Annotated in this window: 23 protein-coding genes; 10 read left to right on the top strand and 13 right to left on the bottom strand. The window is 35.6% G+C overall.

Annotated features, from left to right (window positions below; translation table 11 throughout):
* Nucleotides 1–45: 45 nt before the first annotated feature.
* Nucleotides 46–678, top strand: a complete 633-nt coding sequence (locus tag EGI26_RS14760) for a hypothetical protein (protein WP_255079509.1) — start codon at nt 46–48, stop codon at nt 676–678.
* Between the two features lie 19 nt (nt 679–697).
* Here EGI26_RS14760 and EGI26_RS14755 read toward each other — a convergent pair whose 3' ends face one another.
* Nucleotides 698–1,573, bottom strand: coding sequence for an FRG domain-containing protein (locus EGI26_RS14755; protein WP_255079508.1), 876 nt, complete (start codon nt 1,571–1,573; stop codon nt 698–700).
* A gap of 354 nt (nt 1,574–1,927) precedes the next feature.
* On the opposite strand from EGI26_RS14755, the gene EGI26_RS14750 reads away from it, so the two are divergent.
* The 4 genes from EGI26_RS14750 to EGI26_RS14735 all read left to right on the top strand — a co-directional run bounded on the left by EGI26_RS14750 (nt 1,928) and on the right by EGI26_RS14735 (nt 6,096).
* Nucleotides 1,928–2,257, top strand: a complete 330-nt coding sequence (locus EGI26_RS14750; RefSeq protein WP_255079507.1) for a hypothetical protein — start codon at nt 1,928–1,930, stop codon at nt 2,255–2,257.
* Nucleotides 2,244–3,038 (top strand): FRG domain-containing protein, encoded by a 795-nt coding sequence (locus tag EGI26_RS14745; RefSeq protein WP_255079505.1) that lies wholly within the window; start codon nt 2,244–2,246, stop codon nt 3,036–3,038. The genes EGI26_RS14750 and EGI26_RS14745 overlap by 14 nt, the downstream gene beginning before the upstream one ends.
* Nucleotides 3,039–3,200: 162 nt before the next feature.
* The gene (locus EGI26_RS14740) at nt 3,201–4,934 is read left to right on the top strand and encodes a WG repeat-containing protein (RefSeq protein WP_255079504.1); all 1,734 of its coding nucleotides are present in this window, start codon (nt 3,201–3,203) and stop codon (nt 4,932–4,934) included.
* A gap of 163 nt (nt 4,935–5,097) precedes the next feature.
* Nucleotides 5,098–6,096, top strand: a complete 999-nt coding sequence (locus tag EGI26_RS14735; RefSeq protein WP_255079503.1) for a hypothetical protein — start codon at nt 5,098–5,100, stop codon at nt 6,094–6,096.
* Nucleotides 6,097–6,204: 108 nt separating this feature from the next.
* Here the strand turns inward: EGI26_RS14735 and EGI26_RS14730 are convergent, their stop codons facing one another.
* Both EGI26_RS14730 and EGI26_RS14725 read right to left on the bottom strand, forming a co-directional pair.
* Entirely contained in the window at nt 6,205–7,335 is a 1,131-nt protein-coding gene (locus tag EGI26_RS14730; RefSeq protein WP_255079502.1) for a Fic family protein, read from the bottom strand.
* Between the two features lie 397 nt (nt 7,336–7,732).
* Nucleotides 7,733–7,957, bottom strand: coding sequence for a hypothetical protein (locus EGI26_RS14725; protein ID WP_255079500.1), 225 nt, complete (start codon nt 7,955–7,957; stop codon nt 7,733–7,735).
* A gap of 63 nt (nt 7,958–8,020) precedes the next feature.
* On the opposite strand from EGI26_RS14725, the gene EGI26_RS14720 reads away from it, so the two are divergent.
* From EGI26_RS14720 to EGI26_RS14700, 5 genes are all read left to right on the top strand, one after another.
* The gene (locus EGI26_RS14720) at nt 8,021–9,622 is read left to right on the top strand and encodes an amidohydrolase family protein (RefSeq protein ID WP_255079498.1); all 1,602 of its coding nucleotides are present in this window, start codon (nt 8,021–8,023) and stop codon (nt 9,620–9,622) included.
* A gap of 164 nt (nt 9,623–9,786) precedes the next feature.
* Entirely contained in the window at nt 9,787–10,638 is an 852-nt protein-coding gene (locus tag EGI26_RS14715; protein WP_255079492.1) for a helix-turn-helix transcriptional regulator, read from the top strand.
* 101 nt (nt 10,639–10,739) lie between these two features.
* Nucleotides 10,740–12,197, top strand: a complete 1,458-nt coding sequence (locus tag EGI26_RS14710; RefSeq protein ID WP_255079491.1) for a TolC family protein — start codon at nt 10,740–10,742, stop codon at nt 12,195–12,197.
* A gap of 5 nt (nt 12,198–12,202) precedes the next feature.
* A complete protein-coding gene (locus EGI26_RS14705) occupies nt 12,203–13,594 on the top strand; it encodes an efflux RND transporter periplasmic adaptor subunit (protein ID WP_255079489.1) in 1,392 nt (463 codons plus the stop codon).
* A gap of 108 nt (nt 13,595–13,702) precedes the next feature.
* On the top strand, nt 13,703–14,689 hold the full coding sequence (locus tag EGI26_RS14700; RefSeq protein WP_255079488.1) for an NAD(P)H-dependent glycerol-3-phosphate dehydrogenase: 987 nt from the start codon (nt 13,703–13,705) through the stop codon (nt 14,687–14,689).
* A 68-nt stretch (nt 14,690–14,757) separates the two neighbouring features.
* Here the strand turns inward: EGI26_RS14700 and EGI26_RS14695 are convergent, their stop codons facing one another.
* The 10 genes from EGI26_RS14695 to EGI26_RS14650 all read right to left on the bottom strand — a co-directional run bounded on the left by EGI26_RS14695 (nt 14,758) and on the right by EGI26_RS14650 (nt 24,826).
* Nucleotides 14,758–15,816 (bottom strand): dipeptidase, encoded by a 1,059-nt coding sequence (locus EGI26_RS14695; protein WP_255079485.1) that lies wholly within the window; start codon nt 15,814–15,816, stop codon nt 14,758–14,760.
* A 110-nt stretch (nt 15,817–15,926) separates the two neighbouring features.
* On the bottom strand, nt 15,927–16,538 hold the full coding sequence (locus EGI26_RS14690) for a pseudouridine synthase (RefSeq protein ID WP_255079484.1): 612 nt from the start codon (nt 16,536–16,538) through the stop codon (nt 15,927–15,929).
* 98 nt (nt 16,539–16,636) lie between these two features.
* Nucleotides 16,637–17,935 (bottom strand): cell division protein FtsZ, encoded by a 1,299-nt coding sequence (ftsZ, locus tag EGI26_RS14685; RefSeq protein WP_255079483.1) that lies wholly within the window; start codon nt 17,933–17,935, stop codon nt 16,637–16,639.
* 65 nt (nt 17,936–18,000) lie between these two features.
* A complete protein-coding gene (gene ftsA, locus EGI26_RS14680) occupies nt 18,001–19,383 on the bottom strand; it encodes a cell division protein FtsA (protein ID WP_255079481.1) in 1,383 nt (460 codons plus the stop codon).
* A gap of 58 nt (nt 19,384–19,441) precedes the next feature.
* A complete protein-coding gene (locus EGI26_RS14675; protein WP_255079480.1) occupies nt 19,442–20,206 on the bottom strand; it encodes a cell division protein FtsQ/DivIB in 765 nt (254 codons plus the stop codon).
* Complete coding sequence (locus EGI26_RS14670) at nt 20,203–20,979, bottom strand: GNAT family N-acetyltransferase (protein WP_255079479.1); 777 nt, start codon at nt 20,977–20,979, stop codon at nt 20,203–20,205. The genes EGI26_RS14675 and EGI26_RS14670 overlap by 4 nt, the downstream gene beginning before the upstream one ends.
* On the bottom strand, nt 20,976–22,082 hold the full coding sequence (gene murG / locus EGI26_RS14665) for an undecaprenyldiphospho-muramoylpentapeptide beta-N-acetylglucosaminyltransferase (protein ID WP_255079478.1): 1,107 nt from the start codon (nt 22,080–22,082) through the stop codon (nt 20,976–20,978). The genes EGI26_RS14670 and murG overlap by 4 nt, the downstream gene beginning before the upstream one ends.
* Nucleotides 22,079–23,248: an FtsW/RodA/SpoVE family cell cycle protein gene (locus tag EGI26_RS14660; RefSeq protein ID WP_255079477.1), complete on the bottom strand. Its 1,170-nt coding sequence runs from the start codon at nt 23,246–23,248 to the stop codon at nt 22,079–22,081. Before EGI26_RS14660 ends, murG begins: the two co-directional genes overlap by 4 nt.
* 168 nt (nt 23,249–23,416) lie before the next feature.
* Nucleotides 23,417–23,815 (bottom strand): large conductance mechanosensitive channel protein MscL, encoded by a 399-nt coding sequence (gene mscL / locus EGI26_RS14655; protein ID WP_255079476.1) that lies wholly within the window; start codon nt 23,813–23,815, stop codon nt 23,417–23,419.
* A 30-nt stretch (nt 23,816–23,845) separates the two neighbouring features.
* Nucleotides 23,846–24,826, bottom strand: coding sequence for a DUF3078 domain-containing protein (locus tag EGI26_RS14650; protein ID WP_255079475.1), 981 nt, complete (start codon nt 24,824–24,826; stop codon nt 23,846–23,848).
* Between the last annotated feature and the right edge of the window lie 17 nt (nt 24,827–24,843).

Genomic DNA, 24,843 nt, shown 5'->3' with positions numbered 1-24,843 from the left:
AACAATCTAGTATGCTACTCAAAACCTTTGTAAAAAATAAATTTTTTGGCCACACATAGATATTGTGGTTCATTTGTAGAAAAAACGATTATGAGTTTGAAAACAAATGATAAGCTAGGAAAGGTATTAAATGATACTTTTGGCGTTTTACATGAGATTTATGACGAGATGTTGTACTTTAATGAATTAAATATAGTTAAAAACTCTATTGAGGAAGATAATTCTGAAATTGAAATTTGCCTTAAGGTGTTTCAAAAATCTTTAGTTACTTCTATTCATAGTTTCTTTAATTCTCAAGATAAAAAAGGTATAAAGAAAATTTTGAATAATTTTGAAAGTGGGAAATATAGAGATAAAAGTATATTTGAGGAATATTCAAAAAAGTATCAAAATTTTATTGAAAAATATTCTAACGAGCTAAATTCGATTAAATTAGGAAGAGATAAGGTATTTTCTCATTTAGACTTCGGGTCATTTGAAACAGACTTTACCATTGAATCGTTTGAAGTTTTTTTAAAGGAATGCATTTGTTTTTTAATTAGTTTTTTCCAAGGTATTATGGAAGATTCTATAGGCGTTACTTACTCTTTTAAATCCTTGTATTTTAAAGAAAAGGGAGATTTTAAAATTTTGAATACGTATTTGGTCGCAAAACAGACGAAAAGGGTTTTAACCTAAATAAATTAAGATGAATACTTCAAATACTCTTTGTTAAAAAACTTGATATGGCCATTTTTGCTATTTCTTCTTCTTGTGGATAAACAAAATCTTTTGTTAAATTGATTTTTGATTTGACAAACTCCGATAAACTTTTGTGTATATTGTAACATCTTATTTTTTTAGGTATAAGCGTCTCCTCTAGTGGTTTTGAATCATCTGGATTAAAAACAAATAGCCCTTTTTGATTGATAATATTTAGGTTTTGCCTTTTAATTTCAACGATGAAAGGCATTCCCCTTCTGTTAGCAGAGAGAGAATGAAGACCCCATTTTACAAAGAAGGGTTTGCTCCTTTCAATAATGTTTTCAATGAGTTTGTTTTTGGTAGTGATGTTTTTAAATTTGGGTTGACTCAAATCCTCTTCTAGTATTTTTTCAAAATTATCTAATTCATCTTCCTCAATTATGTATATTGAGAAATAGTTATCTATATCATGATTTGATTTTATTGAGATATTTTCAGTTGCAAAATATAACGCAATTTTTAAATCTGTGGTGAAGTCCAAAAGTGGAGTATTGCCTCCGTAATGTTGTAAGAAGCTTAAGATAGATATTGAGTAGGATTTTATACCAATAGAATCATAGAGTTTTTCGAGGACTCTATTTTTAACTTTAAGTGCATATTTAACTTGTGCTTTAATGAAATCAAGATAACTCAAAGCAGGCTTTATGCTACTTATTTCGTAAGTCAGCCATGCTCTTTGACCACTCGTGAAGAGTTTATATTTGGCTTCGTTGGAACCTCTGAAAAAGCATTTATTAGCTGATTCACTTCTGAATTTTTTAATAAAGTGATCTAAATCTTCCTTGTTATCAATTTTGTGGGAGGTAAACTTGGTTTCTTTTTCATCCAAATTGCTATAATTCTCTACTAACATTTTTTTTTCTTCAAATATTCAAAAAGAATAAATTAGAATGCAACAAGAATTTCCAATTTAGCCTATTTGTAATATCACTAAAGGGGTATATTTTTTAATGAACTATTAACCGATCCAAAATTAGAAAGATTTTGGGGACTATTTTGTAAAAATAATTTCTGGCAATCCGCCCAAACCTTTACACCAAAATAAATTTTTTGGAGGCTTAGGTATTTTGATTGAACTTTGTATAAGAGTATTTTGAATGTTATGACATACAAATGAGTTAAAATGAACACATGCTCAATATAATACAATAATTGATTATAGTATATAAAAAACTAGACACAAATGAACCCATTTTTTAACTCAATAGGTAATATAATTGGATTTGAATCTGAATCCAACTTGTTCAATTTACGTGGAATTCATTTTGCAAGATATGTGCCTGAGTTTGGAATTTATGTTGCCTTGAATGGAAACTATATTGGAGAAATTATTTCCAATCAATATTTATTGGTTAGGGACAGTCATGGCTATGAAAATCAAAATTTTGGTAAATGCAATCAAATTTCTAAGATTAAAATTCCATTATGTTTGACACCGAAAGGTTACCTTGGGTTCCATGTTTCTAATGATAGATTTTCTGACATACTTATAAAAAGTGATGATGATTGTTAAAAGTTTAGACGAATTCATGACTAAGTGCAAAAATATTAAAACAATATCTTTTGCCTCAAAATATTACAGAGGCCAAACAGACAGTACCTGGGATGTGCAATCCTCTTTGTCTCGATTTATTATTGACAATAGGATTGAAACAAATCCTATTGAGGTACAGAAAGAATTACTTCGAATGTTTGACAAAAAAGTGGTTGAAAATAACTTAGTATTAAAGAGTTTTAATAATGTGGTGACAAGTCATTATGAGAGCAGTTGGCACACTCTCTCTCAGGCTCAGCATATTGGAATCCCGACATCTTTAATTGATTTTACATTTGATGAAACATTTGCTCTAAGATTTGCTTTGGGAAGGACTGAGATTGAGAAAGACGCAGCGGTTTACATATACAGTTTAGAAAATGGTATAGAGCCTATTTGTTCTTCCAATTGCAATCTAATTGACCCATACTCAACAGATCGGAGCTATTTAGTTAATATTAATTATAAATGGGACATTATTGAATATAGTGGAGAGAAAAATCGTTGGATACAAAAAGGGCTTTTTTTACTTCAAAATTATATGCGATTAGCCACGCCAATCAACAAAGGTTCTCACATTTTACATCGTTTTAATAAAATTATTATTCCAATAGAATATAAAGAGAAAATAAGAAAAGAGCTTGAAATTAAACATTTTCCAAGAACAGGCTTCAATAATGCTGAAATGTATACTCAATGTGAGCAACTAGCAAAAATTGTGGAAGAAATAAGAAAGAATTTTTTAAGGTCAAGTTATTAGCATATAACCTATTCGAATTATTCAAAATTAATTAAAGTTAAAATATCCCCTGACTCAGGTTCAATTTATATCGGTAATGGATTGATTATGAACTTCCTAAAGAGGAAGTATTTTTTGAAAACATAAAAATCAGTGTATTTAAATTTTCAGTAAACTTATTATATGGGTTATAAAAAACTAATAAAAGTAATAAATGTTGCATATTATTTTAATGTGCAATACCAATCCTTAATCAAGATATTGGATGAATTAAAAATACATTTTTCAAAGGATGATTATTTTTTGGATAGAAATGATTTTGAACAGTTACTAGAATATTTTGGAAGAAATAATAATGAGATAGAAGGGCTTTTTAATTTTAAATATCCGGAATTAGTTCAAAAAAGTTCTAAAGAAAATAAACTAGAACAAATTTCAGAGTTTTTTAAATTTCAAATTAGAAATTTAGATTTTTTTGATTATCAATTGACCTTTAAATTTGATAAAGTCAAATCAATAGGATTTGGATTTTATACTTTTTCAAAAGACAATCTTTTGGGTATTATAGACAAAAAAGAGAATGTAGTGATTGATTGTATTTATGATTATATAGTTGATTATCCAAATAAAATAATTCTGTGTAAGAGAAAAGGGCGTAGAGATTATAAACAAACTTTCGAAATAACAGTTCTTGATTCTAACTTGAAAATGTTGACAAAGGTAGATACAAGTGATTATCCAATTTCTTTCAAATCTAAATGGGCTAGAATTTCATTAAGTCATGTAGATGTTAACAATAGTAATCATGATTATGAAACATTTAATTATTGTGACCAAAATGGAAACTTAATCAGTAAAAAACATTTTTATAAAGCAAGTGAATTTTCCGATGGATTTGCATTAGTTTATACAGATACATATATGCGAAAAAGTGGTGGAGATTGGATAATTGGATTCATGGATCAAAAATTATTAAATGAAAAAGGAGAAATTCTTGACCTTAAAATCAAAAATAAACAAATAACATTTAATGAAGATAATCCAAAGTTTTCAGATGGATTATTGAAATGTTCAGAAGGATTTTTAGATTCAAACCTTGAATTAAGAATTGAATTCAAGGAAATTCGCAAAAAAAATAGTTTAAATGTAGAGAGTGGCAACTTTGGAAATTTTTTTAATGGAATTAGCGTTTTCGAGGACAGAAAGAATTGTAAGTATGGTTTTCTTTTCAAGGATGGAGAGATAAAATTAATTAATTCACCTTATAAACTCCAGTGGATTAAAAATTTTGAACCAAATAAAAATTATACTTTGGCTTTTGTTGATTCAACGAATGAATTTGAATTCAATAGGTCGTTTAAAAGAATAGTTCTTATTTCGAAAAATGGTGATGTTTTTTTTAAGTTATCGGTCTTTTCTTTTCAAATTTATTATCATCGTGATTTGATTATATCAAATGAAGTCGGGTCAAAAGTGTATTTAGTTAATTCTCAAAGAGATAATTTTAATGTTGAATTAATATATTCATTCAGCTTTTGTTTCAATTCAAAAGGAAATACTTTTCCCCTAACATATAAGACTGGTATCAATCCTATTGATTTCCTTATGGTTTACAATGAATTTGAGAATAATTATGTGAGCCATCAAGGAGTATTAATGAATTTCTCAACAAAAATAAAACACATTTTTAAGAATAATTTTATTCGCAATTTATATGTTGAAAATTGCGAAATATTCATTTTCCTTCAGGATTATTATGTAATGAAGCTATTCAATGATGAAATTTTGGAGAACGGGAATTACCAATCTTCCTATTTAAGAAAAACACATTTACAAAATGGAGATATAGACAACGAAGGATGGAAAACCGTTGTTTGGTCCGAAAACCCTGGAATTTTTAGGACATGGGTTTCTTAATAAGTTCCCCAAAAAGGAAGATTCATATAATAGTTAAAGAAAGCAATTTTAATAGTTCAGTTAGTTTATATTTAGAGTAAATAATATGACATTTCAATAAAAAAAGTTTTCGCAAATATTTCTGGTTCAAAACATAATATTAATTTTTATTTAACCTTTTGAATTGAAATCACCATACACTTTTGAGCAAAAAAAGAGCTTTATATTGGCTCATCCAGAGCTGATTATCAAAAAGGCGTCTATTTATCATCCTTTTAGCCAGGAGGATTTAAGAAAATATCGGTCAATATTAGACTGGGAAGGAGTGGTGGACAATACCAACATACTTTGGTTGGAGGCAATTATAGATGAGTTTAAGCAGGAAGTGTTTTTTGATAAAAAATACTATAGAAATAAACTACATACCAATGAGGCTTTGCCATGGTCGATACCATTTATAGAGAGATACCAAGACCTTTGGCGATGGGAGGAGTTAGCAGAGAATGAGGTAGTCACGCAAGATAAAAAAATGCGGCGATATTTTTCTTCAAAGCTGCGGCCACATATAAACTTGAAAGACGAGAGATGGAGGAAAGAATACAATGCAAAGAGTTTTGGCCAACAGATAGCCGAAATGATGGAAGATTGCGATTTTCTGTCGTTTGCCAATAAAAAAGAGCATCATATTATAGACCCGGCCGAGATAGAAACCTTTGTTGATATAGATTGGGATAGGCTTAGTTCGAATGATCTATTACCCTGGTCGGCGGCTCTTATAGAAAAGTATGAAAGCAAATGGAACTGGGAATATTTGATATGGAACGATGCTGTGAAATGGGATTTTGACCTATTAAAGAAATACGAAGACCGCATACCTTGGATAGTAGATTTCGAAAACAGCCCCGGTGAATTTGTCAGAACCGCCAGCCTTGGCGTAAGTGGGCGTGAGTATATTGAATGGGATGTAGAAATGCTCCGATATTTTGAGGAAAAACTGGATTTTGAGTTTATTTCTAAAAATAAAGCTACGAGCTGGTCTTTGGATTTATTGCTTGCGTTTGAGCCCAAATGGTCATACGAAGAACTTTCTATGAACCCTAAACTCTGGAAAAGTGCTTTTCCAGAGTTTGATAATGAGTGCCAGACGGTGGAATTGTTAGATGCGATTTTGGGTGACAGGTAAGAGAGAATATGTAGATTGATATAATCTCGAAACGAAATAGAAAATCCCCCTCGGAGTTGTCTGAGGGGGATTTTTTTGGAAGGCTTTTTTAAGTACTTTTTTTAGCTTTTATTCAGATATAAATATTTTTAAATAGTCATCAAATACATATTCCTTTCCTCTTAGGTCACCTGTTGTTTCTTCTAGTATATGTAATGCTTCAAATTGGGCTATTAAACTATATGCACTTACATGTGAAAGTCCAGTAATTTCCATTACTTTTTGATAGTTTGTGAATGGATTCTGATATAGATTATTTACCAATTTTAAGGCATTCGCAGATTTTCTACCCAAACCACTTATTTTGTCTTCTGTTTCTTTTTTCAGTTTTAGTATTTTATCAAAGGTTTTTGCACCATTTTCGGCTGTTTGAATAATACCTGTGAGCATAAATTTGAGCCATTGTGAGATGTCATTTTTTTGTCTTGCTCTCATCAAATTATCATAATACAGGCCTCTATTTCTTTCTAGGAAATCTGACAGATATAGCACGGGCTCTTTTATTAAGCCTTTTTCAATCAAATACAAGGGTATAAGCAATCTCCCAATTCTCCCATTCCCATCCAAAAAAGGGTGGATAGTTTCAAATTGATAATGTATAATTGCAATTTTTATTAGGTCGGGTATTAACAAACCCTCATTGTGAATAAATTTCTCAATGTCTCCAATCAACTCTGCTATTGATAGGTGTACTGGTGGTACAAAAATAGCGTCATTAATACTTGCCCCGCCTATCCAGTTTTGACTAACCCTAAACTCTCCAGGTTGTTTGTGTTCGCCTCTTACCCCTCTCATAAGTTCTTTATGGATTTCCTTAATGAGCCTTGCGGATATGGGTAAATCTCTTAATCTTTGCGTGGCGTATTTAAGAGCAGATACATAGTTTTGAACTTCCTCCCAATCATCTCTTTTGTCGAGGGGTATTTGTTCTTTCGTAAGTAGTGCATCCTCGATATTCGTTTGAGTTCCTTCTATCTTACTTGACTTTGTGGCTTCCTTTAGTACGTGCATCTGAATGAATAGCTCCAGATTAGGTACATATTGAGCAAACATATCCAATTTACCTATAGCCCTATCTGCTTTGCTTAACAAATTAACAACCTCTAAATCATCAATATGCCAGACTCTATTGATTAGGTTAGGTTCAAAGCTCTTATAATAGCCTTGGTTTTGATATTTACCTGCTTTAAAGTCTTTCATTGTTAAATATAACTTTAACAAATATAACTCTTATTAAAGAAAAAGGCAAATAACTTTAATAAGAAGTGTGCTTATTAAAGTTATCGAAACGATATAAGAATTCCCCATCGAGAAATCTGATTGGGATTTTAAATTCTTTTTAAAATACTTTGATTGCATATTTAAATCTTTAATTTTGCATTGAACTCTGTAGCTAACCGAACGTTTAAGCTTGTCTTGAAACATTGATGTAGGTAGAACGGAGCTTTTTATATCAGTGTTTTATTTATGCAAAAAAATTGCAAGAGAATCACAACTGACAATAAAAGTTGTACCTTTGTCTACAGTTTTATATTAATCATAATGTCCACTAGGATAGGTTGCCAGTATTGGCACGGGTAATGTAAGACTGTTTTTTTTATATATAACCATCAGATTTGAACTCTTCTGCTTTTTCTAAAGAAAATCTATTCTTTGAATGATAATAGTTGGAATTTCCCTTTGATTTGTATTTATCAAAATCGTATAAATCTATTATCAGGTTATATTTTTCTTCTAAAACATTGTAAAATCGTTTATTCCACTTACCTCTAAACGAAAAACAATATACTTCTGAGCAAGCCAAAGGTCTTTTTTTGCTCAAAACCCACCTTTCTAAAAGTTTTTTTATAAATTGAGGTCATCAAATTACCTTGCCTCATCTACAATGAAAAAACTTATCGCATTTTGCTTTTTTGCCCCATTATTAGCCTTTGCCCAAATAAAAGACGCTCCCAACAGAATCGAAGGAGACGGGCCGTATAATAAACTCATCATCAGAGGAGTGACTTTGGTAAATAGCACTGGTGCACCACCTGTGGGGCCTGTGGATATTGTAGTTGAAAAAAACCGCATAAAAGAGATAAAGCAAGTAGGATATCCTGGCGTACCCATAGACCCAAAACGTAGGCCAAAAGCTGAAGCAGGGGATAAAGAATTGGATTGTACGGGGATGTATCTTACGCCGGGTTTTGTGGATATGCATGGCCACATAGGCGGCAGTTCGCAAGGCACACCGTCTGAATATGTCTTTAAACTTTGGATGGGACACGGCATCACCACTATTCGTGACCCTTCGGCTGGAAATGGACTGGATTGGACGCTGAACCACAAACAAAAAAGCCTTAAAAATGAGATAGTTGCCCCAAGAATATTGGCCTATACGGCCTTTGGAATGGGTTCGGATACACCTATAACTACGCCAGAACAAGCCAAAGAATGGGTAAGAAACAATGCCAAAAAAGGTGCTGACGGTATAAAATTCTTTGGTGCTGAACCTGATGTTTTTAGGGCTGCTTTGGGCGAAAACAAATTGCTTGGCTTGCGGTCAGCGTGTCACCATGCACAGCTAGAAGTGGCAAGAATGAACGTTTTGGCTACCGCAAAGGCCGGATTGACATCGATGGAGCATTGGTATGGATTGCCAGAGGCACTTTTTGATGAAAGAACTTTACAAAACTACCCAGCCGATTATAACTACAACAACGAGCAGCACAGGTTTGAGGAAGCTGGCAAACTCTGGAAACAAGCTGCGGAGCCAGGGTCAGAAAAATGGTATAAAGTGATGGATGAATTACTCAAATTAGACTTTACGCTGGATCCTACTTTTAATATTTACGAAGCCAACAGAGAGTTCATGCTAGCTCGCAGAGCAGAGTGGCACGATGAGTATACATTGCCATCGCTTTGGCGTTTTTATGGCCCAAGCCGCATATCTCATGGTAGCTATTGGCTCAATTGGGGAACAGAGCAAGAGGTGCAATGGAAAGAAAATTATAAAACCTGGATGCGATTTGTGAATGAGTATAAAAACAAAGGTGGAAGGGTAACGACAGGCTCTGATTCTGGATTTATTTATCAGTTGTACGGTTTTGCATATATCCGTGAGTTAGAATTGCTTCGTGAGGCAGGCTTTCATCCTTTGGAAGTTATAAGAGCCGCTACTATAAAAGGTGCTGAGGCCTTGGGGATGGACAAAGAAATAGGCTCTGTGGAAGTAGGTAAATTGGCGGATTTTGCGATTATGGAAGAAAATCCTTTGGCCAACTTAAAGACACTCTATGGCACCGGAGCTATAAAAGTAAACGATAAAAACGAAGTGATAAGAGTTGGTGGGGTGAAGTATACCGTAAAAGATGGTATTGTTTATGACTCCAAAAAATTGCTGGAAGACGTAAAAGTCATCGTTAAAAAAGCAAAAGAAGAAGAAAATTTCGAGATTCTTCAGCCAGGAATTAAAAAGCCGGGTGAAGGGAAATTAGGTAATTGAATTAGAAATAAATGAACAAAAGAAGGCACACAGATAAACACGGATTTGACACAGATTCTTTATAAAGAAAGCTTCGATTTAATTACCGAAGTTATCTTGTTTAGAAAATTTATGTTCTTGATTTTTATGAAAAAGCTTTCTTAATAAGATGTAGACAAAATTCTATGCTCCGAATTCCATCCGAAATACAAGCCCATCAGTTTGAGTCTCTCAAGATTCAAGAAAATACCTTTGTGGCTTATCGGAGTGATGTATATCCCTCCAAAAACGATGTTTTTTTTGAAGAAAACGCTGTGATTTACGTATTGGAAGGAGACAAAATATTCAGCAGCTCAAACTCCGAAGTAAGGGTGCAGAAGGGCGATGTACTTTTTGTGAAGCGAGGATATTATCTGATGTCAGAGTCTATCAATGAGGCTTACAAAAGCTTGGTTTTTTTCTTTGATGAAAAAATATTGAAGGAATTTGTAAGTCAAAATCTCGAGCTTTTTGAGAATACGACCTCCATAGATCCCAACAGTTCATGGCTACTTACTTTGAAATCCAACGAGGCCTTTGGTAAATATATAGAGTCTATTTTGCCTTATTTCAAAAGCAAAACCAAATATCTCAATCAATTTCTGAAACTGAAAGTGCAGGAATTACTTTTGCATTTATTGGAATTTGACCCCAACAATCAACTCAAAAATCTGCTTTTTTCCATATATACTGGCCAAAAAGCCGATTTAGAATTTATTCTGAATACATTTTATTTAAAGCCCTTGAACCTCGACGAATTAGCCAAATTATCGGGTAGAAGCCTTTCAGCTTTCAAACGGGAATTTCAAGAATTATTTGCTCAGTCTCCTGGCCAATGGATAAAAGATAAAAAACTGGAGCATGCAGCTTTTTTGATAAAAAACAAAATGGGCAATGTGGAGGAAGTAGCAGAAACCATTGGATACGAGAGCGTTTCACATTTTATAAAAAGCTTCAAAGAGAAATATGGACACACTCCACACAAAGTAGCCACATAGTTTTAAACCACTCACTCGCCCATATTTTACCGTTCAAATAAATTATATAGCGACGAGTGCCGTATCCTTATTAAAATTGTATTCAATTATTGAATCAGTGTATGAAATTCAAAAAATTACTATTTTCTATTTTTCTTATTTACGGAGCCAATAGCTTTGCACAAACAAAGGTTACGGGTTCAGAAGTAGTTCAAAAATACTCATTGAGGGCTTGTATTGACTATGCCATAAGCAACAATGTGAGCCTAAAGCAGTCTCAGATGGCAGTCGAAAGCGGCATTGTTCAGCTCAGCCAATCTAAAGTGGCCAAATTGCCAACTGTCAACGGACAGTTTAATTTGAATGGCAATGCAGGTAGAAACGTTGACCCTTTTACCAACGGAATAGTAACGAATACCATTGGTACTAACAACATGGGCTTGGGTGTAAGTATGCCAATTTTTGATGGAGGCAGAAACAAGAACACTTTGGAGCGTAGCCAACTTAACCTTGAAGCGGCTCAAATGGATGTGGCTACCCAAAAGAACAACGTTTCGTTACAAGTATCTGTTGCTTATCTCAACGTGTTGTCAGCCGAAGATCTGATAGACGTGGCTCAAAAACAATTGGATGTAACAAGACTACAATATGAGCGTACCCAGAAATTGGTTAATGCAGGCTCTTTGCCAGAAACCAACCTCTTTGATTTGGATGCCCAAACTGCAAACGATGAGCTGAGTCTTATAAATGCCCAAAACAGCCTTGAGTCGGCGATTTTGACGCTCAAACAAGCCATGAATGCTCCTGCAGAAATGAACCTTCAAGTGGCAAGAATAGAAATTCCAGACCCAAATATTGTTAATTATGGAGAAAATGCCAATACCATTTATCAAACCGCAGTTGGGTATATGCCAGAAATAAAAGCAGGGGAGATTAGACTAAAAGCGGCCGATAGAAATATTGCCATCGCCAAAAGCTTAGGTTTACCCAGTATTTCTGCAAGCACAAGTTGGGGAACTGCATTTTCTAGCGTAGCAAAAACCCTCACCGAAACTGGAACAACCTCCAATCAAATTCCTGTTTCTGCTACGTTTGAGGGACAGACCATACCTTTTGTCATTAATTTTCCTCAAACGACTTATGCTTCAGATGGCATACCTTATTTTAAGCAATTGGGTACGAATCAGAATTTGAACCTAGGTATTTCAGCAAGAATCCCGATTTTTAACGGATACAATCAGAAATACCAGAGCCAAGCAGCAAAAATTCAGAAAATGCAGGTGGATTTGCAAAACCAAAGCACCAAATTGCAGATTAAGCAAAACATAGATCAAGCATACATAACGATGCTGAATGCTCAAAAGAGGTACTCAGCAACCTTGGCTCAAACCAACGCTTTAGAAAGATCTTTCAAAGCTGCTGAATCGAGATATAATGCAGGAGCTAGCAATTTTGTTGATTATAATTTGGCAAAAACAAATCTTGACAGAGCAAAATCAAACCTCATTGTAGCAAAATACGATTACGTTTTTAGAATAAAAATATTAGACTTTTATCAGAATAAACCCTTAGAATTTTAAGACAAATGAAAAAGAAATCGAATAAAATATGGTGGATATTGTTGGGTGTGGTGGTAGTGCTGTTGATTGCATTTTTAGTAGCTAAAAAACAAGGCTGGATAATGGCCGAAAAACCCACAGAGGTTGAGCTCTCGAAGGTGAGTTCGGTAACTTTGGTAGAGACCGTTTCTGCATCTGGAAAGATTCAGCCAGAAGTGGAGGTTAAAATATCTCCAGACGTATCTGGTGAAATTATCGCACTTTATGTAAAAGAAGGAGATTCTGTTAAAAAAGGCCAATTGTTGCTAAAAATTCAGCCAGAAAATTATGTTTCTGTGGTAGACAGATTTAGAGCTGGAGTGAATCAATCAAGAGCAACTGCTGAACAAACAAAAGCCAGTATTTCAAGAGCTGAATCTCAACTTTTGAGAGCTCAGATGGAATATAATCGTCAGAAAAGATTATTAGAAGACAGAGTAATTTCGCAGTCAGATTTTGAAACTGCCGAAACAAATCTTAAAATAGCAAAGCAGGATGTAGAAGCATCAAAGTCTAATTATGAGGCTTCGAAATTTGGTATTAGCAGTGCAGAAGCAGCCTTGAAAGACGCTTCGGAAAATCTTAGAAAAACCAATATTTACGCTCCGATGAACGGTATTGTGTCAAAACTTGCCGTAGAACTAGGTGAAAGGGTGGTAGGAACTTCACAAATGGCGGGTACCGAATTGTTAAGAATAGCCGACCTCAACAACATGGAGGTAAGGGTAAATGTAAACGAAAACGACATCATCAGAGTAGGGTTGGGCGATACGGTAATTGTGGATGTGGATGCATATTCGGGTTCTGGTAAGAAATTTAAAGGCCTTGTGACCCAAGTGGCAAATACTGCCAATGGTGCAGGTGGTTCGCTAACTGGTGCTACAAGTAACTCAACAGAATCCGTTACTGAGTTTGAGGTAAGAATCAAAATTCTTCCTTCCTCATATCGTGAATTGATTGACTTAAGAAAAGGAAAGAAATATCCTTTCAAACCAGGAATGACGGCCACTGTTGACATCGTTACGGCCACAAAACCTTCTGTATTGTCTGTGCCTATTTCAGCGGTGACAACCAGAGTTGAAGGAAAAGAAAAAGATAAAAAACCAGAAGATGAGGATGGAATGGGCTTGGGTGCTGTAACTGAAGAAGCGGAAGTGAAAAAAGAGAAGCCAAAGGAGATTGTGTTTATCAATGACAAAGGGATAGCCAAAAAACGTGAAGTGAAGACGGGTATCACCGATACAAGTGCAGGTCTTATAGAAGTTACTTCAGGACTTAAGGCAAACGAAGAGATAATTTCTGGACCATTTTTGGAAGTTTCTAAAAAACTCAAGGATGGCGACAAAGTGATAAAAAAGAAGGCTGAAGTTAAGAAATAAGACGTGAGATAATATGGACAAGAAAGAGTGGCAAAATGTTGTCACTCTTTTTTTGTGATTAATTTGCTCAAAAAAAGCTAATTTTGCTAAGTAAACATTTCAAGACAAATGAGCGTGACCGTTATTGGAGGAGGTAGTTGGGCTACGGCTTTAATAAAGATACTTTCTGAAAAAAACATAAAAATAAAGTGGTGGTTGCGTGATATCGAAGCAATAGCCCATATCAAAAAGCATCACCACAATCCACAATATTTGAGTAGTGTTGAGCTCCATCCTTCAAAGATTAAACCTTACAACAATCTAAAGGAAGCTTTAAAGAATACCGAATGGGTCATACTGGCTATTCCCGCAGCATTTATTGAAGGTGCATTGACAGACGTTAGTGCTGATATATTTGTAGGAAAGAAAATTGTTTCTGGAGTGAAAGGAATGGTGCCATCTTGCAACAAGCTGGTAACAGATTGGTTTTCTGAAAAATTTAATATCGATAAAAATCAGATCGCGGCCATTGCAGGACCATGCCATGCTGAAGAAGTTGCCCTTGAAAAACAATCTTACCTTACAATAGCTTCTGACGGAATAGAAACAGCTCAAGGTTTTGCCGATTTGTTATCTTGTAGATTTGTAAAAACAGCCTACATAACGGATATTGATGGGGTAGAATATGCAGCCGTAATGAAAAACATTGTGGCTTTGGCCTGTGGCATAACACATGGGCTAGGTGCTGGAGATAATTTTCAAGCAGTAATGGTTTCCAACGCCATGTTAGAAATTGAGCGTTTTGTAAACAAAATTTCTCCAAACGGAAGACAAATAAATTCTTCGGCCTACCTCGGTGATTTGTTGGTTACGGCTTACTCGCAATTTAGTAGAAACCGAACTTTTGGCAACATGATAGGGCGTGGGTATTCTGTAAAAACAGCACAAATGGAGCTTAAAATGATAGCAGAAGGTTATTATGCTACCAAAAGTATTCATGAAATTAACAAGAATCTTGAGGTTAGGATGCCAATTTTAGAGTTTGTATATGGTGTTTTATACAAAAACCAGAGCTTGCTCAAAGCTTTTGAAGTGTTGAAAGAACAGCTTGTGTAAAACGATTTTTCAAATCGTTGTCTGAAGCTTATTGGTCTTATATTTTCTGAGTGATTTGAAAAATCGCTCTACGGGAGATTCTTCATTAGAAAATCAATAAAATTCTGGTGCATAATTTTCGAAACATCGTTTTCGGTGTAACCTCTGGATTTTAGGATTGTTCCTATCTTTCGCAAATCCGCAATCGTTTCTAAATCATACGGACATTGTTCCTTTCCAAAGGCTCCATCAAGGTCTGATCCTATGCCAACGTGGTTTGTGTTGCCCGCAAGTTGACAGATATGGTCAATGTTGTTTACCACTATTTCTAGATTGCAACCCGTAATCTTAGGGTCTGAAACGCCTCGGGTCCAATTCGGTACCATCATCCATGCATCTAAAGCCACCCCAATTACTCCATTTCTTTCAATAATGGCTTTTATTTGTTCGTCTGCGTATTGGCGGTTATGATTTACAAATTTTCGACAATTGTTATGGCTCGCCCATAAAGCTCCATGGTAGTTTTCTAAAGCTTGCCAAAATGCGTCATCGCAAAGGTGAGTCATGTCTAGAATCATCCCCAACCTTTCAATTTCTTTCAACAAATCTAAACCTGCTTTCCCCATTTTGCCAGTAGAGTCGGTTCCGTTGGCATATCGTCCTTCTTTATAATGAGCTGGCCCAATGGCTCTTAGTCCATAACTATAGGCTTTTTCTAAATAGCTGATATCGATAATCGAGTCGGCACCCTCTAGGCTCAAAACAAATCCTATTGCTTTTTTATCATTTTCCCAAATGGCTAAATGGCTTTGTAAATCCATTGAAGTTTTTATCATTCTCATTTCTCCCTTTGCCACCATGGCTTCGTACCACGCCAATTGTCCTTGGGTTTGTGCCCAAGCTTGTTCCGGAGAGTTCCAGCCAGGTAAGGTGCTTTCAGGCTTCACAAATCTCGCTATTTGAGTGGCCACCACAAGACCTATATTTCCTTTTCGAAGTTCGTTGAGCGAAATGGTGGCTTTGCCTCGATCAGGTTTGTCGTTCATTCCTTTTTCTCGGGCATTTATTTCTGATATTTCCTGAGTAAGGTCTCGATTCCATTCAAGAGCATTCATAGAAAGGTCGAGGTGAGCATCTACAATGAGCATATTATAAGGGTTGAATTATATTCGAAGTTTAGCTATTTGCAAAAATATAGAAGAGTAATTATAAAATTAGCTAAACACGAAGCTACTTTTTTGAAATAGCCCATAAGAAACTATTTTGCGTATTCGATTTTTAACCTTTGAAAAAAATCACCCTCTGAATATTCCCGTATTTGCCCAACTGGTAAGTCACTCAGTTCTAGCTCTTCTATCGACGTTCTGATTAATCTTTTACATTTATTATTTACAGCAATTATCATCTTTCTTATTTGTCTGTATTTGCCTTCTGTGAGTGTTATTTTCAGCCAAGCATGTGGATGTCTGGGGTGCAAAGTGTTAACAATATTATAGCATTCGTCCGGCTTTTCTATACGTTCTACTTCGCATGGGCTTGTTGTCCACATGATGTTGCCTCTTAACAAAATGGGTACACCTATTCTCAAATCTGAAATATTTTGGTCAGTAATGGTGGCATCTACCTGAACTATATAGGTTCGTTTATGAAGTATTTTGCTGTTAAAGAGCAGCTTAGTGACTTTTTTGTTGGTTGTCAAGATCAACAAGCCTTCTGATAAATTATCCAATCTACCAATGGCGTGTGTTCCTTCTGGGAAGTCATAGTCTATTTTGCCCAACATATTATTGCCAAAGTCATCACCAATAAACTGTGATAGCATGTTATAGGGTTTATTGAGAATAAAATACCTATGCTCTGAATCAGACATTTGTTTTTGAAATGTTTTTGAAGATAGTTTGAAATTTTTTTTACAAAAAAAGCTCTGAAATGGAAGGTTTCAGAGCTTTTTCTTTTTGGATAATAAAGTCAATCAATCAGTTTTTGATTACTAAGCTCAGTGTACAAATCCAAAAGATTTACTTTATCTATGTTTTCTTCACCAACAGCAGAGATATCTATCAACTCCACACCATATCTACTATAGGCAGGAGAATCTAGGAGATCGTTAATATTTACACCATTTTTTGTAAATTCAGTGATTCCTTTTATGAATTTATCCTCCTGTTCAAAGAGTCCGATCTGATTTAATGGGCTTTGTTTATTTACTTGCTTTCCAGACTTTTCCCTTATGAGAGCGTCTAGGCCTCCACCAAGTTCTATTTTTTGTTCTTCTTGCTTAGGAGCTATTATAACTTCTGGTTCTTCTTCTTCGACATTGTCGTCAAACCTTGCAGCTACAATGGTAACTCTGACTTTGTCTTTCAAACTTCTATCTATTGCAAAACCGTGTTTAAAAATCTTCGCTCTGGACTTAATCTGGCTTTCAACAAAATCAGTGACTTTAGCTTGGTCAGACATTTTTATTTTGTATTCAGGCAATTCATCAGAATAAGCAATCGAAACCAAAATTCGTTTCGCACCTTTGATGTTATTGTTTTCCAAAAGCGGAGAATTCAGGGCAGCTTCTATGGCCAATGAAGCTCTATCTGGGCCAGTGGCTTCTGCAGAACCCATTACGGCATGTCCAGCATCACCAAGTACAGTTTTCACGTCAGCAAAGTCTAGGTTTACAATACCAGGACGCGTGATAAGCTCGGCAATACTTCTGACCGCATTTGCCAATACCTCATCGGCTTTTTTATAGGCAGATTCTATATCAAGGTCGCCGTACATTTCTACCAAACGATCATTCTTGATTACCAAAACAGTATCGCAATAATCTTTGAGCTTGGCAATTCCATTGGATGCTTGTTCAAACTTATCTAAGCCCTCATGTCTAAATGGGTCTGTAACAACCCCAATAGTTAATCTGTTTTTAGACTTTGCATATCTAGCTATTTCGGGAGCCGCACCCGTGCCAGTTCCTCCACCCATTCCAGCTGTTATAAACACCATTTCGGTTGGGTCTGCAAGTATATCATTAATGCTTTTTTCGCTTTCAATGGCCGCTTGTTTGCCTACTTTCCAGTCTGTACCAGCACCAAGTCCTTTGGTAAGCTCCGCTCCCAATTGAAGTTGAATAACGTCGTCGGGGAATTGTTTAAGTGCTTGAGCGTCAGTGTTACAAGCCACAAAGTCAACGTCATGCATTCCTTGGTTGTACATGTTCAGCATAGCGTTTCCGCCACCTCCACCTACACCAATTACTTTTATTATTTTTTCCATACTGGACTTAAATTCAATTTTGTATTTAGGTTCTAATACCATAATTCGCCAATTCTTAAATGGCCTTAGTTTATATATTCATCGTTCATTTTTTTATCGATGATCAAATCCTTCAACATCTCAAAAATTGGTTTTTTGGGTGTTTTTGTTTCTGATTTGCTAATTGCCTTTTTATCTGGAATTTCAACCTCAACGGCTTTTACAGCGGCGTGTTTAAGTATTCTGTTGTCAATCCTCGTGTCAAAATGATAGTTGGGGGCCATTAAAAGTCCTATCATTGTAGAATATTTTGGCTTGTTCAGAAATTCATGGCCGTTGAAGTTGATTTTATTACTAATCTTAGCTTTTCTGATGCTTTTCAGTTTGCAAACTTCCACAAAAATCTCTTTGATGATTCCCATCGAAGCCGTGCCGCCAGTCAGAATAATTCCGTTGGTAAGCATGCCATCATAGCCTGACCTTGTTAATTCACTTTTTACGATTGCTGCCATTTCTTTTAAACGCCACTCCACCACTGTAGAAGCATTTTTTAGAATTATTTCTACTGGAGCAAGGTCTTTTTTACGTTCGATGACAGCTACTTCAGTATCACTGATGCTCGACGCTGGAATATTTCCACATATTTTTTTAAGAATTTCTGCCTCTTCAAAACTGATATGAAAAGTGTCGGCGAGGTCTTTGGTTATAGAATTTCCTCCGATTGGCAGAGCTTTAAAGAATCGAATGCCGTTTTTGAGATATATACACATCTCCATCATTTCAGCTCCAATATTAACTATCGCTACGCCATTACGCTTGTCGTCAATGCTACTGTCAAGCAGAGCAAATGAGTCTGCCACTGAACTTAGCAAAACACTGTCGATTTGAATAAAGGGTTGTTTTGGATCATCGGTTTTTGCTTTTACACTTTTCAAAGTGTAATATAGATTTTCTAAACTTTCAGATTTTGATGTTAGAAAAAAGAAATCTCCTCCTATTTGTACACCAAATTTCCCAACTACTTTTTCGCCGGCTTTTACGTCATTTACATAAAAATCTTGCGGCATGGCGTGTAGTACTGTTCGCCCTGGATAGGCTTTAAAAGTTACCCTTACGTCGTCGGCAAGTTTGTCTACATCGGCTTGCTGAATCTGTTTGTTTTCACCAGATTTTGTTACCTTTCCTTTATGAAAATGTCCGCTGATTTCAGGATTAGAAATATTAACATTTACAGATTCAAGGTTGATGGTCAAATTGTCAGAAAGTTCTTCAAGAACCTCATCTATTATTTCGATAGTACGGTGAGCATTTTCGATTTCCCCATTTCTAAGCATTTCATCTTTAGGAACTACAGATCTCTCCACAAAACCATTGATTTTTATGCTTCCATCTTTTTGCAATGAACCTGCCACGGCACTTATTTTTGAGGTACCAATATCAAGCCCTACTACCAGATTATCTTCTTCCATGTCAGATTTATATTATTGAACTGCAAACTAATATTTATACAAACTTATTTAAAATCACTTAATTACAAACTATTTGACCTTCATATTTTACACTTACTGTTGAAAAGTCGCCCCAGATTTTTTGAGGTAAAATCTGTTTATAGAAAACCAACAGTTTTTCAAATTTTGAAGTTATGTTTTCTGGCTTCCCAAATTCTATGATATTTTTTCCCATTAGCGGAAGCATTTTTACCTCCTTGTACTTGTTTACGTCAATCTGAGTGATCTGAGCCGACCAAAACTCGTCTTCGCTGATTCGGTTTATAAGTTCGAGCAAATCACTATTTTTCTCAGACTTGAGGCTTTTAAGCGTATTTACATAATCTCCACTTATAAGCAGCACAGTCGGGCTAAAATGCTTTGAAAAAGGAAAAATATTGCCCTCATTATCAATAAATCGATCTCCGGTTTGATAAGGATTCAGTATCCTTCCCACGGGTTTGTAAGCTTCTATGTCTAAAACCAAGAACCCTTGAAGATCAAAGTAAGCTTTACAAGATTTTATAGTGCCACTTTCAATAACCCGCTTTTCGACTTTTTTTAGGTTAATATTTTGTATGATTTTCCCTTCAAATGGATCGTTTCCATACTGTGTCACCCATTTTTCAATGTCTTCTTTAGTAACCAAAAACTGTTGAGAATTATCTTTTATTTTGGTTTCTAGTCCTTGGCATCTTCTTTGGCCGTTGTTTTTAGTTGCTGCCAATATCAGAAATAATGCAAAAGCCGCCAATGAGCCGCCAATTACATAATTTATGGTCTTTTTAAGTTTTGGTATTTTCATAGCTCGCTCAAAAATTTATTGGGTTCTTCTAATAATTTAAACCTATCTGCTGCTTTGGTATCCAAGTCTGTCTGGCACCAATCTTTCAGGATTTTTGAGTCTGTATTCCATTTCTGTCCATCCCAAAATTCTAAGCCTTTGTGGTCTCTTATTTTGTAAAGAGCGGCTGGCTTATAGGCCGTTCCTAAGTATGCATATTTTTTGTTATTGTCTTTACTCCAGCGTATTACACGCCACATCATCCATTTGCCAAGTGAGTGGGTACGCATATATTCTGTGTCAAAAAACGCAAACCAATAGTGAACCAACTCTTCGTTGATACATGCTAAAACATAGCCCAATGTTTTTTCTGAGTTGCTGAATTTGAAGAAGTTTGTACCAGTCTCTTGTTTTAAAATATAATCCCACCTTTCAAGGCTCATGTTGTCTTCGCCGATACGTTCGTTTATATAATTCGAACAGAAAGCCACAAATTCGGGGTCTTTTGTATCAAAATTGTTTTTGTCTAAAATCTCTAATTTTATATCAAGAGGTTCAACTAGTCTGCTTACTCGTCTATTTTCTGAAGTGTCATCAAAGTTTTCGAGATTGACTCTTAAACTTCTCGCGAGGTAGAATAACTCGCTTTCAATTTTAGTATTACCAGTGTAAGGTAAGAAGCCTTTTTCGTATATTTCAGTCAACTCTGCCTGCGTCTCTTTTTGAGCATATATGGCGTAGTTGAAAGTATAAGTGCCGTAGTCGACATTATTCTCTGAAAAAAAGACTTTCATTTTTGGGTAATTTTAAATATTTCTTCTACTATTTCTTTAGCAGCGAAAGGTTTTGCAAATTTCAGTATATTTTCTGACAATACTCTGAGCTTTGCTGCATTTTCCGCCAATTCGACTATAGTTTCTACTAGGTGGTCGGCTATTTCATTGTCTTTTACCAAAATAGCTGCTTCTTGGGAAGTAAGGCTTAGGGCATTTTGTGTTTGGTGATCTTCAGCTGCAAAAGGGTAGGGAACCAGTATGGCGGCTTTTCCGACCAAAGAAAGCTCCGACACAGACAATGCCCCTGCTCTAGAAACCACCAAATCGGCAGCCGCATATGCTTTATCCATTTCATAAATAAAATCGGAGACATATACCCTCTGACTCTGAATATTCGCGACCGTTTCTTTAGCTTGCTCTACAAATGTTTTTCCTGTTTGCCATATTATCTGTAAATCTGCATTCAGTAAATGTTTCAATCCACTTGCTATTCCTTTGTTGATACTCAATGCTCCTAAGCTTCCGCCAATAATAAGCAAGGTTTTTCTATCAGGCTCTAGCCCAAAAGATTTTTTTGCTTCAGAAGGACTTAAGTTAATTTTAGTCAAATCGCCCCTTACAGGATTGCCCGTGAAAACAATCTTATCTTTCTCAAAGAATTTTTCCATGTTTGGATAAGCCACACAAACTTTCTCGGCTTTCTTTGACAGTATTTTGTTCGTTACGCCAGCATAAGAATTTTGCTCTTGAATAAGAGTTTTAATGCTCAGAAGATTGGCAATTCGTAAAGTTGGACCACTAGCAAAACCACCAACTCCAATAGCTATGTCTGGCTTAAAGTCTCGTAAGACTTTTAGAGCCATGAAAAGACTTTTTACCAATTTAAATGGGAAAGTGACATTAGCCAACATATTAGATCTGTTAAATCCGGCTATCGGTAATCCTACAATTTCGTACCCGGCTTTTGGTACTTTTTCCATTTCCATTTTTCCCAAAGCCCCTACAAAAAGAATTTTTGCATCAGGTTTTTGTGCCTTTATCTCGTTGGCTATGGCCACAGCAGGGAAAATGTGTCCGCCAGTACCGCCGCCCGATATGACAACCTTTAATTCGTTTTTCATGCTTTATCCACATTTTTGGTTACACTTAAAACAATTCCAATGGCTACAGAAGTAAACAATGCTGAGGTACCTCCCATACTAATTAGTGGAAGTGTTTGACCCGTTACTGGGCCTAATCCCACGTTGATAAACATATGTGCAAATGCTTGGAGTACAATACTTAATGTTAGGCCGACACTTAACAAGCCGCCAAATGCCCTTTTAGTATTTTCAATATTCCATACTCCTCGGTACAAAAGCCATAGATATAACCCCATCACTACCATTCCTCCAATTAAGCCCCATTCTTCTATCAAAATAGAATATATGAAATCCGAAAATGCATCTGGAAGAATATTTTTCTGACTACTGTTTCCAGGGCCAATACCAAATATTCCGCCTCTTGCTATGGCAATAAGTGCATAGTTTTTTTGTTCACTTACGCTCCCTTGTTCGCCACCAACAGTGCCATCGCCATCGAGATCTTTGTTGACAAAACTCTCTGTTCGGTCAATTACAGTCTGCACACGTCCAAGTTCTGTCCCCGTGGCTCGTTTTACTATAAGCCCAAGGGTGAGTATACTGGCTAAGCCTAATACTAGCACCAATACCATTCTCACCAAAAAGCGGTTTGGAACACGACCAATCCACATAATAAGAAAGCAGGTGATGCCCAAAATAACTGAAGTGGAAAAACTTGAAATGGATAAAAGGCCAACTATCAAACCTGTCCAAAATATCATAATCCAAAGGTCATTGGCTTTATATTCTATATGCTGTCTCCTTGCCAGCATGGCAGATAGATTGGTAATGAGTACGAGTCTTACAAAATCGGAAGTTTGAAAAGAAAAACCCAGAATAGAAACCCAACGTCTAGCCCCTCCCACACTGATACCAAACATCAAAGTATAGAGTATCAGAAAGGGGGTAAACCACAAAAAAACATGGGCAAGACCAGCATATTGAGTAAAGTCAAACTTGTGAATGACGAATGTGATGGACAGACCAATAAGCAGAAAAAAAGTGTGCTTTATAAGAAAAAACTCTGTGTTTCCATCTGTTTTGCGGTAGGCTAGGGCACTTACCGAGCTGTAGACTACTACAATGCTTATGAGTGACAAAAGCAACAATATCCACCATATCTGCTTGTCGCCTTGCAGATGGTTCTTCAGCTTGAAGGGAATCATCGAAATAGAATTTTATATTTTTAGCACGTAGAAAACTAAATGTTTTCAAAACAAAAATAAATTATTAATTCTGAAAAAATTAGCAATTAATCTAAAATAAATTGATCGGAAAACAAAAAAGGGGAAATCTCGCTTGAATTCCCCTTTTTTAAAAATCATAGAATATTTTTATTTTTTTAGAGCGTCCCTGATTTCCGTTAGCAGGTCTATTTCTGTAGGACCAGTTGGAGGTGCTTCTACAGGTTTCTTTGTTTTGTTATAAGCTTTTACAATTAAAAATAGTACAAAACCTACCGCTACTAGTTTTATGATCGCATTTAGCCATGATCCATATTTAATGGCATTTTCAGCAGTTAGTACTGCACCATCTGAGCCAATTACGGCTTCATCAAGCACATATTTTAGGTTAGAGAAGTCTGCACCACCAATAAAATGGCCAATGAAAGGCATGGCGATATCTGATACGAAACCATTTACCACTCCACCGATGGCTGCTCCCAAGATTACTGCAACTGCTAAATCAATAACATTGCCGGTTAAAATGAAATTTTTGAATTCTTTAAACATGTTTATTTATTTTTAAGGTGAAAAAATACTTTATAATTGGATTCCAAAGCCCAAATTAGCCCCTCCATTAAATTGCCAAGTACTATTATATTTTTTTGCATCAACCTCTGCTTTTGATACCTGATCTCTATCAAAAATTCCTATTAAACCTACATTAAGATTGATGTATTTGTTTAGTTTGGCAGTGGCTATTACGTTCACGTTATGGTCAATCGCTTTTGAAACTGGAGCATAAGCATAAAATGACTGCCATCTTCCTTTGATGTTAAGATTTTTAGTAATGTTTTTGTCATAAGCAGCAACTCCCTGAAAACCAGCCTCAAACAACATTTTTTTTCCTTGCTCCACACCATAAGAGAAAAATGTATCTTTACCTGCTTTGTTCTTGCCTGCTTTTTTAGTGTTTTCAAAAACTTCATCGTCAAACACAAAAGTTTGACGAAGGGTAGCACCTCCAAAAGAGAGCATTAAATGTGGTGTAGCTTTGTATTCGAGACCAAGCCCTTCTGAAAGAAACGCAGGTGCAAAAAGATTAGAGATAACTGGTTTTGCAGTGTTGGCATAGTCGTAGCCCTTTATAAACTGTGAAAGAAGATTTATTCCTGCGTACCAATTTAGTTTTGGATTTATTTTTTTTGCATACTTAGAATCTAGAAACAATCTGTCTATGTTTTTTCTAAACTCTCTTTCTATTTTTCCATTTACTTTTGGTAGGTTATTTAAAAAACCTAACTGTAGTTGGAGGTCATTGGTAAAAACTCCTTTTCCTTTAAAATGCTGAACTTTGTTGTTAAAAACTGCACCTAAGCCAAGGTTATTTACACCACCACCTTGCCACGACTGACTGAAGGCTGACCCGCTAATGTTAGCACCTAACTGTGTGCCTTTTGTCCACCACCCGTATTTCAGAGAATCCTCCATGTTTTTAAGGACTGGTTTCTCTGGTTTTTGTGCAAATAAACCAGATACAAATGAGACGCTGATAAGAACTAGAATTACAAGTTTTTTCATTATTTATGTTTGCATTA

The sequence above is a fragment of the Lacihabitans sp. CCS-44 genome, from assembly GCF_024343735.1.
Taxonomy (GTDB): Bacteria; Bacteroidota; Bacteroidia; order Cytophagales; family Spirosomataceae; genus Leadbetterella.
The sequence above is the reverse complement of the archived record's forward strand: the minus strand, read 5'-3'. Positions and strand labels throughout refer to the sequence as shown.

What these genes read in the sequence shown, in the direction of transcription:
- EGI26_RS14750 (WP_255079507.1), top strand. Translation starts at nt 1,928, where the DNA reads ATGAACCCATTTTTTAACTCAATAGGTAATATAATTGGATTTGAATCT.
- EGI26_RS14745 (WP_255079505.1), top strand. Translation starts at nt 2,244, where the DNA reads ATGATGATTGTTAAAAGTTTAGACGAATTCATGACTAAGTGCAAAAAT.
- EGI26_RS14740 (WP_255079504.1), top strand. Translation starts at nt 3,201, where the DNA reads ATGGGTTATAAAAAACTAATAAAAGTAATAAATGTTGCATATTATTTT.
- EGI26_RS14730 (WP_255079502.1), bottom strand. Translation starts at nt 7,335, where the DNA reads ATGAAAGACTTTAAAGCAGGTAAATATCAAAACCAAGGCTATTATAAG.
- EGI26_RS14720 (WP_255079498.1), top strand. Translation starts at nt 8,021, where the DNA reads ATGAAAAAACTTATCGCATTTTGCTTTTTTGCCCCATTATTAGCCTTT.
- EGI26_RS14715 (WP_255079492.1), top strand. Translation starts at nt 9,787, where the DNA reads ATGCTCCGAATTCCATCCGAAATACAAGCCCATCAGTTTGAGTCTCTC.
- EGI26_RS14710 (WP_255079491.1), top strand. Translation starts at nt 10,740, where the DNA reads ATGAAATTCAAAAAATTACTATTTTCTATTTTTCTTATTTACGGAGCC.
- EGI26_RS14705 (WP_255079489.1), top strand. Translation starts at nt 12,203, where the DNA reads ATGAAAAAGAAATCGAATAAAATATGGTGGATATTGTTGGGTGTGGTG.
- EGI26_RS14700 (WP_255079488.1), top strand. Translation starts at nt 13,703, where the DNA reads ATGAGCGTGACCGTTATTGGAGGAGGTAGTTGGGCTACGGCTTTAATA.
- EGI26_RS14695 (WP_255079485.1), bottom strand. Translation starts at nt 15,816, where the DNA reads ATGCTCATTGTAGATGCTCACCTCGACCTTTCTATGAATGCTCTTGAA.
- EGI26_RS14690 (WP_255079484.1), bottom strand. Translation starts at nt 16,538, where the DNA reads ATGTCTGATTCAGAGCATAGGTATTTTATTCTCAATAAACCCTATAAC.
- ftsZ (WP_255079483.1), bottom strand. Translation starts at nt 17,935, where the DNA reads ATGGAAAAAATAATAAAAGTAATTGGTGTAGGTGGAGGTGGCGGAAAC.
- ftsA (WP_255079481.1), bottom strand. Translation starts at nt 19,383, where the DNA reads ATGGAAGAAGATAATCTGGTAGTAGGGCTTGATATTGGTACCTCAAAA.
- EGI26_RS14675 (WP_255079480.1), bottom strand. Translation starts at nt 20,206, where the DNA reads ATGAAAATACCAAAACTTAAAAAGACCATAAATTATGTAATTGGCGGC.
- EGI26_RS14670 (WP_255079479.1), bottom strand. Translation starts at nt 20,979, where the DNA reads ATGAAAGTCTTTTTTTCAGAGAATAATGTCGACTACGGCACTTATACT.
- murG (WP_255079478.1), bottom strand. Translation starts at nt 22,082, where the DNA reads ATGAAAAACGAATTAAAGGTTGTCATATCGGGCGGCGGTACTGGCGGA.
- EGI26_RS14660 (WP_255079477.1), bottom strand. Translation starts at nt 23,248, where the DNA reads ATGATTCCCTTCAAGCTGAAGAACCATCTGCAAGGCGACAAGCAGATA.
- mscL (WP_255079476.1), bottom strand. Translation starts at nt 23,815, where the DNA reads ATGTTTAAAGAATTCAAAAATTTCATTTTAACCGGCAATGTTATTGAT.
- EGI26_RS14650 (WP_255079475.1), bottom strand. Translation starts at nt 24,826, where the DNA reads ATGAAAAAACTTGTAATTCTAGTTCTTATCAGCGTCTCATTTGTATCT.